This window comes from Methanoculleus taiwanensis, assembly GCF_004102725.1.
In the GTDB taxonomy this organism is placed as follows: Archaea; Halobacteriota; Methanomicrobia; order Methanomicrobiales; family Methanoculleaceae; genus Methanoculleus_A; species Methanoculleus_A taiwanensis.
Genome location: NZ_LHQS01000002.1, coordinates 107058 through 118735, shown reverse-complemented (window position 1 = coordinate 118735; position 11678 = coordinate 107058). Strand labels below are relative to the sequence as shown.

The 11678-nt window shown below is 58.0% G+C and carries 15 protein-coding genes; 9 read left to right on the top strand and 6 right to left on the bottom strand.

What is annotated here, in order from left to right; translation table 11 throughout:
- The first annotated feature begins 59 nt into the window (after window positions 1-59).
- On the top strand, window positions 60-848 hold the full coding sequence (locus ABH15_RS05350; RefSeq protein ID WP_128693350.1) for an alpha/beta fold hydrolase: 789 nt from the start codon (window positions 60-62) through the stop codon (window positions 846-848).
- Between the two features lie 57 nt (window positions 849-905).
- Here the strand turns inward: ABH15_RS05350 and ABH15_RS05345 are convergent, their stop codons facing one another.
- Window positions 906-1496 (bottom strand): acetate uptake transporter, encoded by a 591-nt coding sequence (locus ABH15_RS05345; protein ID WP_128693349.1) that lies wholly within the window; start codon window positions 1494-1496, stop codon window positions 906-908.
- A 400-nt stretch (window positions 1497-1896) separates the two neighbouring features.
- Here ABH15_RS05345 and ABH15_RS05340 point away from each other — a divergent pair, with 400 nt between their 5' ends.
- The 3 genes from ABH15_RS05340 to ABH15_RS05330 all read left to right on the top strand — a co-directional run bounded on the left by ABH15_RS05340 (window position 1897) and on the right by ABH15_RS05330 (window position 3665).
- On the top strand, window positions 1897-2274 hold the full coding sequence (locus ABH15_RS05340; RefSeq protein ID WP_128693348.1) for a hypothetical protein: 378 nt from the start codon (window positions 1897-1899) through the stop codon (window positions 2272-2274).
- Window positions 2275-2352: 78 nt separating this feature from the next.
- A complete protein-coding gene (locus tag ABH15_RS05335; protein ID WP_128693347.1) occupies window positions 2353-3126 on the top strand; it encodes a nuclear transport factor 2 family protein in 774 nt (257 codons plus the stop codon).
- 80 nt (window positions 3127-3206) lie between these two features.
- Complete coding sequence (locus ABH15_RS05330; protein WP_128693346.1) at window positions 3207-3665, top strand: hypothetical protein; 459 nt, start codon at window positions 3207-3209, stop codon at window positions 3663-3665.
- 278 nt (window positions 3666-3943) lie between these two features.
- On the opposite strand, the gene ABH15_RS05325 is transcribed toward ABH15_RS05330, so the two are convergent.
- Both ABH15_RS05325 and ABH15_RS05320 read right to left on the bottom strand, forming a co-directional pair.
- Complete coding sequence (locus tag ABH15_RS05325) at window positions 3944-4363, bottom strand: VOC family protein (protein ID WP_206633423.1); 420 nt, start codon at window positions 4361-4363, stop codon at window positions 3944-3946.
- Window positions 4364-4489: 126 nt separating this feature from the next.
- Window positions 4490-5044 carry a YqhA family protein gene (locus tag ABH15_RS05320; protein ID WP_128693344.1) on the bottom strand — a complete coding sequence of 185 codons (555 nt, stop codon included), beginning with the start codon at window positions 5042-5044 and terminating at the stop codon, window positions 4490-4492.
- Window positions 5045-5267: 223 nt separating this feature from the next.
- On the opposite strand from ABH15_RS05320, the gene ABH15_RS05315 reads away from it, so the two are divergent.
- Both ABH15_RS05315 and ABH15_RS05310 read left to right on the top strand, forming a co-directional pair.
- Window positions 5268-6215, top strand: a complete 948-nt coding sequence (locus ABH15_RS05315) for a prenyltransferase (RefSeq protein ID WP_128693343.1) — start codon at window positions 5268-5270, stop codon at window positions 6213-6215.
- A 104-nt stretch (window positions 6216-6319) separates the two neighbouring features.
- Entirely contained in the window at window positions 6320-6802 is a 483-nt protein-coding gene (locus ABH15_RS05310) for a YkgJ family cysteine cluster protein (protein WP_128693342.1), read from the top strand.
- Between the two features lie 30 nt (window positions 6803-6832).
- Here the strand turns inward: ABH15_RS05310 and ABH15_RS05305 are convergent, their stop codons facing one another.
- Entirely contained in the window at window positions 6833-7297 is a 465-nt protein-coding gene (locus tag ABH15_RS05305; protein ID WP_128693341.1) for an LEA type 2 family protein, read from the bottom strand.
- Between the two features lie 108 nt (window positions 7298-7405).
- Entirely contained in the window at window positions 7406-7957 is a 552-nt protein-coding gene (locus ABH15_RS05300) for a fasciclin domain-containing protein (protein WP_174719416.1), read from the bottom strand.
- A 218-nt stretch (window positions 7958-8175) separates the two neighbouring features.
- Between ABH15_RS05300 and ABH15_RS05295 the strand changes: the two genes are divergently transcribed.
- The 3 genes from ABH15_RS05295 (at window position 8176) to ABH15_RS05285 (ending at window position 11147) form a co-directional block, all read left to right on the top strand.
- Window positions 8176-8955 (top strand): hypothetical protein, encoded by a 780-nt coding sequence (locus tag ABH15_RS05295; RefSeq protein WP_174719415.1) that lies wholly within the window; start codon window positions 8176-8178, stop codon window positions 8953-8955.
- 36 nt (window positions 8956-8991) lie between these two features.
- On the top strand, window positions 8992-10215 hold the full coding sequence (locus tag ABH15_RS05290; protein WP_128693340.1) for a BaiN/RdsA family NAD(P)/FAD-dependent oxidoreductase: 1224 nt from the start codon (window positions 8992-8994) through the stop codon (window positions 10213-10215).
- Between the two features lie 395 nt (window positions 10216-10610).
- The gene (locus ABH15_RS05285) at window positions 10611-11147 is read left to right on the top strand and encodes a transglutaminase-like domain-containing protein (RefSeq protein WP_241648026.1); all 537 of its coding nucleotides are present in this window, start codon (window positions 10611-10613) and stop codon (window positions 11145-11147) included.
- A 15-nt stretch (window positions 11148-11162) separates the two neighbouring features.
- Here ABH15_RS05285 and ABH15_RS05280 read toward each other — a convergent pair whose 3' ends face one another.
- Window positions 11163-11636, bottom strand: a complete 474-nt coding sequence (locus ABH15_RS05280) for a flavodoxin family protein (protein ID WP_128693338.1) — start codon at window positions 11634-11636, stop codon at window positions 11163-11165.
- Window positions 11637-11678: the final 42 nt, after the last annotated feature.

Sequence of the window (11678 nt, the reverse complement as noted above, 5' to 3'; positions counted from 1 at the left end):
CAGAAGAGTGATATGGCTGCAGGGGCGATATCATCCGTCACCGCAAGGAGAAACCGTCCATGAAACTCCGAACCTACGGAAGACCGCCCTACACCGTCGCCGTCGTTCACGGCGGGCCCGGAGCGCCGGGTGAGATGGCGCCGGTAGCCTGGGCTCTCTCCACCTATGCGGGCATCCTCGAACCGCTCCAGACAGCGGCGACGCTCGACGGACAGGTGCAGGAACTCGCCGAAGTGCTTATTGAGCATGCCGAGCCGCCCGTCACGCTCATCGGGCACTCCTGGGGCGCGATCCTCGGGTTCATCACCGCCGCCCGGTACCCGGGACTGGTGGGAAAACTCATCCTCGTCGGAAGCGCCCCGTTCGAAGAACGGTATGCCGGAGCGATCATGGCAACCCGGCTTTTGCGGCTCAGTGACGGCGAACGAAGCGAGGCACTGGCTCTCGCAGAGAAGTTCAGCGATCCCGCAATCGAACAGAACGGTAAAGCCTTCGCGAGGTTCGGGGAACTGATGGCGGCGGCAGACGCCTGCGATCCCCTGCCGCACGACGATGAGGTGCTCGAGTACCAGCCCGCTATCAACCGCAGCGTATGGGAGGAGGCAAGGAGTCTCCGAAGCAGTGGAGAACTTCTGGCACTCGGCAAAAACATTCGCTGCCCCGTAATCGCAATCCACGGCGACCACGATCCCCACCCGGCAGCAGGCGTGCGCGAACCCCTCTCCCGGGTGCTCGCTGACTTCCGGTTCATCCTGCTCGATGCATGCGGTCATGCACCGTGGCATGAGAGGCGGGCACGGGATGCCTTCTTCGCAATTCTTGAACGTGAGATCCGGCGGAGCTTATAGGACTGTTCCGGGAGGGGAATGAACTGTAATACTCTCGAAAAAAAGTGTTCTTCGGGGTTACACCGGAACAATCCGCTCGCCGTAGACCTCATTGATGATCTGTCCAAGGCCGATGTAGAGCGCAAGTCCTCCTGCAACGAGTCCCGTTAGTCCGCCGAGGGTCAGGATGAAGGCATTTCCAGTGAGATCCGCCGCGATCAGGAGGGCAACCAGCAGCACGACCGCAAGGAACGTAACCTGCAGGATACGGTGCATCTTGAAGGTGCAGATGAAAAGCCCTACGGCAAAGAGACCCCAGACACTGAGGAATGCGGCAAGCTCAACGGGTCCCGGCGCCTTCGCAAGGCCGAGGATCGGGAGCATTGCAATCGCGGCGAAGGATACCCAGAAGAACCCGAAACTCACGAACGTGACAAAGCCGAAGGTGTTGTTCTTCTTCCATTCCAGGATACCGGCGATGATCTGGGCGATGCCTCCATAGAGAAGAGCCATCGCGAGGATGGGACTCCCGAGGGCAATGACGCCGACGTTATGCAGGCTCAGTGCCATGGTCGTCATACCGAACGCACAAAGCCCGAGCGGTGCAGGATTTGCTGTGTCATCAACGAGGAAGATGCTGTTTCTACTCGTATCGTCTATCTGATTCATATGTTTCCTCTTCTGGCACGGCGGATTGAGACTCAGCTGCACCAACAGGATCACATTTGTGGTGCCCCCTATTTATCAATTTCATAATTGCCGCACCAACTGTGCACTGATATTCCCAAAAAAATGCACAGCCACACGGCGAGGCGCACCACAGTCCATCAGAAAACGACCTGCCACCGGATCGTACCGGACTGCAGATCCACGGCACTGCACCACCCTACCGTATCCTCCCGGGCATGAAGACGCGCGGCGTCCCACCTCGCCGGGACGGCAGATCCTTCAGTTAAAGGTTCGCAGAGGAATCTCCCGGTCATCCCACCGTCACCAACATGCTGGTCTGATAAGGCCGCAGGTAGATGTATACATACATACGTGGCCGTGCAGCGACGGGTGATGGCAGATGAGCTGGCAGGATATCGGAATAACGGTGATCACAATCCTCTTCTCGGTCATGCTCCTTCCGCAGCTCCGCGACGTCGTCTCCCGCGGTATCGTGCTAAACTTCTTCTCCGCACTCTTCACCGCCATTCTCTCCACCCTCATGTGCCTGATATTCGCCACCCTTGAGCTCTGGCTCTCGGTCGTCGGCCAGTCGCTTGTTGCGGCGGTCTGGATGGCGCTCGCCTACTTCTCGGTGAAGAATGTGCGGGATACGGTATACCCCGAACGGACGCTCTGGTTTGTAGCCGGGGATTTCTTCGCGGTCTGGGCGATGGGAGTCATATTTCTCGCATCGAAGGGTGTACGGCGGATCTTTTCAAGGAATCAACCTGACTGAAGAGATCCAGGGCACGGAAGCGGACATAACCCGGCAGGGGATACCTTTGTAACCTCCGCGAACCCGGACAGGAGATCCATGGAGAGAGTGGCAACGGCGATCACGCACTGCTTCATGCGGCTCGTCAACGGCAGACCCGGATCGTTCGAGAGCCTCTTTGCAGGAGAGCCACGGATCAATACCCCCCTGCATGGCGAGATCAGAGGAAGAAGAGCGTTTGCCGGATTCATCGACGAGCAGCGCCGCCTTCTCAGCGAAGAAAAAGCACGAGCGGAGCTCTTCGCGATCACCGCAACCGGTGAGCGGATCGTCGCGGAGTTCCTGCTCACCCTTCACCGGGGCGGCACCCCTGTCGTGATTCCTATCGCCGTCGCTGCAGATCGCACGGCCGATGCCGTCTCGATGATCCGGGTCTACTACAGCAGCTGGCCACTCAGGGGACGGCACCGCATCCGGCCGCCGATCATCGTTCCTGCCGCGGATCTTGTGGAGCCTGCAATAGTCAGGGCGTATACGGCCGCACTCAAAAGGGGCGATACGGAGGCAGTGCTCACCCTCTTCGAAGAGGACGGATACGCACGCGAACCGAGCGGGGCGGGGTTCAGGCACGAGGGAGTCGAGGGCCTCAGAGCATTTTACAGCGAGATCCTCGCAGACGGAGGGATCTCGCTCACCCACTGCACGGCGACCTTCGACGGCACCCGGTGCGCTGTCGAGTATACCTGCGACCGATGGGGAACTGAGGCACTCCCCCCGCAAGCGGGCATGGCGGTGTACGAGCTTTCAGGGAACGGGCGACTCGCTGCCGCGAGGATCTACGACGACATATCGCCTCCCGGGGAAAGAGGCTAAGAAAGCCATAGAATCACTCGGCAGAAGCAACAGATCGCTACGATTATCCACCCGCAGTGCTCACCGGAGGTAGAGATACCATGCACATCTGCCGTCATCACGTGTCTCCGGGCATCCTGCTCATCCTCGCGGCTTCCGCAATCATCTGCGGATGCATAACCGCCCCACAGGAGGAGACCGTGGCCATCTCCTCAAACACGACCGCATACTCCCCCGCGATGTCGCATACCGTCGGGATTGAACTTGCGGTGTACTACACAGGCTCCGCAGAAGATTCCGCTACCTATCACTGGACGGCCGACTACGGTGAATTCGTCATCTGGACACCCCCGGATTACCGGGTAACGCCCCTCGGCGCCGATGCGGTAACCGAAGACGCGACCGTCTACTGGACGTACCATCCCGGGCAGCCGGGCGAAGAACCTGCAGCGGTCCGGGTCGCCGTTACCATCGAGGAGAATGAGACGGGAAGGACGCTTGCGACGGCAGAGCGGCAGATCGTCCGGGAAGGTTCACTCTACCGGCTGGAAGCAGAATAAGACGGCAGCGGCGAGAGCAGACGGGGAGGGGTAGAGGAAGTCAGGAGCCTCCCTGCCCTCCCATAGTCTGATTCCGGGTCTGGTTCATCAGCCGGGCACACGAAAGGCCGGCCAGAGATGCCAGCAGCAGGGCAGTGGCAAAGACAAACAGAATGGCTTTCATCATCTCCCCCCTCGCCCTGCAGGAGCGGGGCGTCTGGTGCAGGTTATGACGCATAAGTGTTTGGGCACTTCCCGAGCCGGCGCATACGGAGGAGTGCCCGGCGGAGAAAACAGGACTATGACTCAAGGAGCCCCGTCGTCTGCCCGACCTCAATCAGGTGCCCGTCCGGGTCGCGGATGTAGCACCGAATCTCGACACCACGGTCGATAGGCGGCGTTAAGAAGTCGGCGCCCCGCCTCCGCCACTCACCGTAGACTGCGTGAATATCAGCCACCCTGATATTCAACGCACTGGCGGTAAGGTTCGGGTCTCGTGGCGGTGCCATCGTCACCTCCGGCTTATCCTCGGTCGGCCCTCCTCCCACATTGATGATGAGCCAGCTGTTCAGAAAACGCATGACGCACGGGTCACGCTCACGCACCACCGTCGCCCCCAGCACATCCCGGTAAAACGTGCGCGAACGATCGATATCCTCGACGATGAGCAGCACCGTGAGCAGCATACCCTCTTCCGGTGCAGGAAAATCCTCATTCACAAAAGATCCCTCCGTCTCCCGACAGGACTGCATCCATCGTAAAGTTATTGCCTCCCCGCCCTACGCGGTGCCGCCAGGCACGAGCAAAGGGGCGGCTTTGAAGTTGAAAAAGACCTTTAAAAAAGGTTAGACATGGTGGCGCCCCAGGAAATAGACGCCGATACAGATGACGCCGATCGAGATCGCCATGGCCAGCATATCCATCGACGTGGTGAACTGCATGGTGAGAATACGCTGGAAGAAACTGACGATCAGCACCATGATGATCACCTTGATGATCTTGTTCTTCAGGTCGTCGAGACTGGAGACTTCAAGGATGCTCCCGAACGAATCATCCTTCCGTGCGATATCTATCTCCGAGATGAAGAGCTCGTAAATGCCGAAACTGAAGATGAGCAGCACGAGACCGATCAGGTAGAAGTCAACCGCCCCGATGATTGCGATCAGGATATCCTCGTGGGTCAGGTGGCTATCCGTTACGATATACTCCGTGAGTATGTTGAAAACTTCCAGAGAACCGGCAATGAAGAGAACAATTGCACTGAGCGCTCCGAAGATCACGCCGAGCAGAACGATAAACCGTGAATTCCAGAGAATTCGCTCGAAGATGCTCTCTATTACGCTCTGGTTCCGCTGCTGGACGAGAGGTGCCGGACTATCCGGTATCTTGACTTTCTCCATAATCTGTCCCTTGGTATGGGTAGTACATCTGTCGGTGATAGATTAACAACTTTTCAGGATAATCCGGATCGGCATATAAAAATCAGCCATGCTCCTGCCGGTGCAGACAACCGTTCGGAACCGAACCGGTTTTCCGGCCGGAAAGACGGTCATCCGTTCTCCAGAACGGCCAGATCCTGCGTCCGGAAAAAGTATATATTCAGGTTCATCCTGACCTGCTGCCGTGTACAGGCAGGAAGTCGACAGGAGGACGCTTCAGACCTTCGTGCAATTCATCCGGCTCGGGCGATATCCCTTCCTTCTCTCGGGATTTATCCCGTTCCTCGGAGGAGCACTCTTTGCACTGCTCATGGGGGCTGATTTCTCCTTCGCCCAGTTCCTCCTCGGCTACACCGCAATGGCCGCAGCCCATCTCTCGGTACATTACAGCAACGACTACTTTGATGCCGATGCCGACCTGTTCGGCGAACCGACCGGCATCTCCGGCGGGAGCGGGGTTCTTGCAGAGAATCCCGCACTCAGGCCGTACGCGAAGTGGGCGGCCGTTGCACTGATGGGTCTTTCCATCCTGCTCGGGTACGTCTTCCTGACCATCTACGAATTTCCCTCGTACTTCCTCCTATTCGCCATTGGTGGAAATCTCCTCGGCTGGTTCTACACCGCGCCTCCCCTGAGACTCGCATACAACGGCCTCGGAGAGATAACCAATATGATCACCTTCGGCCTCCTCATGCCGGGAGCGGGATACTTTGTGGCGATGGGAACGCTTGATCCTGCCTTTTTTGCATACAGCGTGCCGTTCTTCCTCTACGGACTCGTCTTTATCACCAGTGTCGAGATCCCCGATATGGAAGGGGATATCGCAGGGGGGAAACCGACAATGATCGTCAGAAGAGGGAGAGCGTATGGTTTTCGGATCATCGCTCTCGCGGCAATCTCCGCAACGCTGGTTATCACCCTGTATGCGGCCACGGGTCTCTTCGCACCGATAAACTTCTGGCCGCTCGCCGCGATATCGGCTATTCCGCTCGCTGCCGCCCTCCGGGGGTATGCCGCCCGGTGCACCGAACGATCAACCGCCATACGCTATGCAACCACGAATATCATGGCATATTTTCTCTTCACCGGACTGGTTGCGCTGTATTTCCTCCTGGTTGCAATCGGCATCTGAAGGGCATTCATGCTCCGGTGCGGCACGGAGCAATGCATGTATATCGATCCCGGGAGAGGTACCATGCAGGCAGATACGCTATCGTATCGAGGGAGGAGAAGAACGTGGGTTTCGAATGCATCCAGTGCGGCGAGTGCTGCAGTCACCTCGGGCAGGTGCACGTCATTGCAGAAGAGTACGGCGGGTACCGGTTCCTGATCCGGAACGTGTATACCGGGGAGAAGACGCCGGTCTGCATCGATGCCGATAAAATACACCTCTACCCGGAGAAGGGCATCTTCAAAGAGCGCCCGGAAGCCTGCCCGTTTCTCCGGAAAGATCCCGAAAACCGGAGAGTCTGCTGCATCGTCCACGCCACCCGTCCCGAGATCTGCAGGGACTTTTCGTGCTGGCGCCTGCTGATCGTCGACGGCACCGGAACGCGGGCGGGGAGGATTATGGGTTCGCGGCATCTCGCCGCCGACGACCCCGTCCTCGCAGAAGTCTGGGAGAAGGAAGTTCGGACGATGCACGAGCCTGAAGATGCGGCCTGGGAAGCGGAGATGATCAGGATTGTAAGGCGGGCGGGATACTCGGTGCGCCGGTAGAGAGAGGGGGGTCGTCCCACCTCCGCCGGGCTACAGCCGCACCTCGACGGTGCGGTCGAACGGGACGTCAAACGAGGTGATATAGAAATCGAGCGTGCCCGAACCGCTCACCCGGAAGGTGACCGCGCCGTCCTCGAGGAGCCGGAGGAGAGCCGTCACGAGCCGGATGTTGTCGACGGTCACGGGAACGGCGACGGTTGTGTCGCCATCAGGTCGGATCGTAAAGCCCCCCTGCTCTCCATGCGCGAGGAACCGCTGCCGATCGCCCTCCAGAAAGTAGATATCGAACGAGAGATTCTCAAGCGTAGCGCCTACCGGATTCGGGTTCGTAATGGTGAGCCGGAGCACGAGATTGATACGTGAAAGCGAAACATTTTCGACGGCGATCCCGTCGACTGCAATGTCCGGCTGTTCGTACACGGGTGGCGCCGTGCAGCCTGCCGCAGCAATGGCGGCAATGGAGATGAGAAGAAGAAAAACCGCCCGCCCCATCATGCAGGTCACAGGGATGCGAAACACGAAAAAGATGTCGGAGATACGGAGCGGGTGGTCGCCGGATCGCTCCGCTCCGTCGTACCGGCAGAGACCTGATGCCGGTCTGCTTCAGCACTGCATATCGTCCGGCGTCACCGGCGGGATCAGCACACCGTCGATGACATGGACGACGCCGTTGGACGCATCAATGTTCGCATCAATGACCATTGCATCGTTGATCATAACACCGTCGTCAGTGGTGGAGATCCTGATCTCGTCACCCTGAACCGTCGTGAGGGTGTCGATATCCGCAAGATCCGAGGCGCAGTAGATGCCTTCCACCACATGGTAGGTGAGGACGCCCGCCAGTTCGTCGGGATTAGCAAGGAGGTCCTCTAAAACCCCATCCGGGAGCTCATCAAACGCCTCGTTCGTCGGGGCAAAGACCGTGTACGGCCCTTCGGCACTGAGCGTCTCCACGAGGTCGGCAGCCTGAACCGCCGTCACCAGCGTGGAGAGATCATCCACACCGGAAGCCAGTTCGACGATATTTCCGGTTGTCTGCGCAGGTTCTGCCCCGGCCTGTTCCGGACAGGCGGTGCAGGCGGGTGCTGCCATACAGATGGCCAGAATAGCCACAAGAGCAAGAAGGCACCATCTTGTCGTCTTTAATCGATTCATTACAATCCCTCCGGAGGGCGCCGGGCAATATATTTAATACTATTTAATTATTAGGATGAAATTGCAGGCTGCGCATGTATTGCCGTTGCAGCACGAAACGCACCGGAAAGCCTTCAGGTATAGCGCTCGTCCTGCCGAAGAGGTTAAGTTAAAATAATTAATATAAAAAAAGAGTAAAATGCAAACATTGGTGACGGAGCACTGCCACACTACACAGTATGGCTGATGCATTCATGGTGTACCCGATTGCAGTCAACGATACACTCACGGCGATCAGGGAAGGCCTCGTGCACCGGTACACTGCATGGTATCTGCCCGGATGCCGCCGGACAAAAAGAAGAACGCGAAGGCTGAGACGCATAAAAGCGTGGATCAGAGAGATAGATCACCTGCAGTCACAGATCGAGAACGTAAACCGGAGAATCATCCCTGCTATCGAGACGGATCTTGGGTATACCTTCAAAGATACGAATCCCCTCATACGGATCCTTGTGGATACCACTACGAAACGCCTTTTCCTCGGCATCCTCAATACACTGCCGGAAGCCGACCTGCCGGTGCCTGCACGGGATATCTTCATGCTCGCAAAGATGCCGGGCGATGCAAGTGCGCTCGCCCTCATCGGCGACGTCACGCTGCGGCTCCGGGTGGTGCCGGGAGCGATCAAAGGCGCTTTTACCTCCCCCGGAGAATCCGATACGCGACTCGATGCATCTGCACTGTTTGAAAGCCACCTTGCACTCTGTGACCACTGGAAACTATTCGAGAATGCCATCGGTCTCGGGTACCGCCCTCGTTCGACCGGAGAGGAACGTGCGCGAGAGAGGGCAACCCTCGTCCAGGCAGTCTTCGGTGCCCTCTACCTGGAAGGAGGGCGCGATGCCCTTGAAGCGGCAGTGCCGCTGCTCCGTGACAGGGCGTGGGATACCTCCGGCGGTCGGCCGGAGAGGAGCGTGACGGCTACTGCTATGAGGACCGGGCACGAACGGTTAGTATGAATCACGGCGGGAAACCGGCGGCGTGAGGCGAGCGGCATGACGGGAGATACCACTATTATCATCGGAGGCGGCCCTGCCGGACTCTTTTGCGCCCTGCAGGCAGCAGGAGACGGGCGAAGGGTGATCGTGCTTGAGAAGAAACGCTCCTGCGGCAGAAAACTCCTTCTCGCCGGATCGGGACAGTGCAACCTCACCCACGACGGCGAGATAACCGACTTTTTTTCACATTACGGGGAGCATGGAGCGTTCCTCCGGCCTGCACTCCTGAACTTCACGAACCGGAATCTCATCGCATTCTTCGAAGAGCACGGGCTCGGGATGCGGGCAGAACCCGGCGGGAAAGTCTTCCCGGCATCACGGAGATCCTCGGATATCCTTGCCGTCCTCCAGAGAGAATGCGAGCGGCAGGGAGTCGGGATCCGCTGTAGCGAACCCGTGCACCACGTCGCACGCGAGGACGGGGATTTCATCGTTCAGTCCGATGCGAACACGATGCGTGCGGATACCCTCGTTATCGCAACCGGAGGCGCCTCCTACCCGATCACCGGTTCATCCGGAGATGGGTACACCCTTGCAGGGCAGCTCAGGCATACAATCACGGAGATTGCTCCCGCCCTCGCGGCAGTATATATCAGGGAGTACCCGTTCACCGATCTTGCGGGCATATCGTTCAGCGACCTATCAATAGCACTCTTCAGGGGCGGGAAAAAGATCCGCCAGCATACGGGCGACCTCCTGTTGACGCATACGGGTCTATCAGGTCCCGGTATCCTCGATCTCTCGCGGTACATCCGTCCCGGTGATCAGCTGAAGGTAGCATTTCTCCCGGGGATGAATCAGGACGCGATCAGGAGTACCGTGACCGCAACCATTGCGGCAAACGGTAACCGCCTCGTGAAGACCGCTCTTGCCGAGCTCCCCCTGCCCGAACGGTTCGCAAAAAAACTGGTCGAACTCGCCGAAATCCCGCCTGACCTGAACGGTGCCAACCTCTCGAAGAAGGCACGGAGTACACTCATAACATCAGTCGCGGAATACCCGTTCACCGTGGAGAACCTTGCCGGCTTCGATGAGGCCATGGTCACGCGGGGAGGGGTTTCCCTCGCCGAGATCAATCCAAAGACCATGGAGTCGAGACTGGTACCGCATCTCTACTGCATCGGCGAAGTCCTTGACATCGACGGCGATACGGGGGGCTATAATCTGCAGGCGGCATTCTCCACAGCAGCCCTTGCCGCACGCCGGATATCCGGACGATAGGAGAGACGTCACCCGTACCAGCAGGAGAATACCGCACAGAGGATCCGTCACTCGTCCCACACAACGCGCAGGATTGGAAAAATATGATATCATGCCATTTTTCCCTGCAGAGGCGACTTCCTTTCCGAAATCTCCATTATAAAACATCAGACACTACCTCGCATTACGCCACCAATTTTCACCGCATTTCTGAATTGACCTTCAGAAACCCCCGGAGCACCCTTCAGGCACCGTATCAGTCACGATACAAGAGCCATCCAGATCCAAGAGAGCATAGGGGCAAAATAGGCAGATTTCGAGTAATTATTAAAATATAGCAGGAAATTTCTGAAAAATAAAATAATAACTTTTTAATACATTCATAGATATTAAAATACCTGAGCAGTACCGTGATCGTGAGCCTTCTGTCAGCAATCCTCCTCATCTCACTCATCACTCCGCAGGGAGTGCTCATCTGTCCGAGTATCGGCCTAGAGAATGCAGGCAGCCCCCCCGATGCCACCGTTCCGACAGCCATTGCTGCCGTAGCAACCCCGGGAGCTCCCCCCGACGAGATCATACGGAGGGTCGAGACCGAAACCCGCCGCTACATCGACGGGCGACCGCGACTCTTCCCGGTCGGTATCGATACGACCCTGAAGAACCGGATCGGCGACTGCACGGATCTCGCCCTGCTTCGCGTGGAGATACTTAACGAGAACGGCGTCAAAGCCAGGCCCGTTCACGGGATCATGATCTGGGATACAAAGCGATTCAAGAGCGCCGCTCTCCACCTTGAGTTCCGCGAAACCGCCGTCGCCATTCACGACTGGGTCGAGATCGACGGCGGCCGGACGCTCGGCGCATACGAAGGGAGAGATGAGATCCGGTGCGTGAAGATCGGCGACGGGGTCTGCCTGCAGCCCATATTCCAGCTCATAGGATACCTCTGACAACCGTTGCTTCCATCACTGCAGGATCGCTTTCGCAAACTCCTCGATCTTCCGGCCGTAGGTTCCGGCATCCACCTCATCCTCGAGGGTAACGGCGGAGGAGACAAAACGCATCCCTTTCTTCGTAAGCCGGTCTCTGACCGCACGAATGGCGCTCTCCGCCCCCGAACCCTTCATCTCCACGAGCACCGAGAACGGTTTTCCGGAGCAGTTCACAAGCCCGGCGAGATACTCGTTGACGTAGGGCGGAACTTTCTGCGCCCAGACAGGCGTTGCAACGATGAGATGATCGACATCGCCGAGACTGGCATCGAGCGGCCGTATCGCCGCCCTCATCCCGAGCATGGCTCTCATTGCTTTCCCAAACATGCCCGACTCGGAGACGGCCTCTATCCTCTGCAGTTCCGCACCAAGCAGCTCTGCCAGCGCCGTCGCTACCGTCCTCGTATGCCCCTGCCAGGAGTAGTATACGATCCGTATCCTCACCATGATCTCTCCGTTCGCAGTATGCCCGCTTAGAGGTATAAAGCG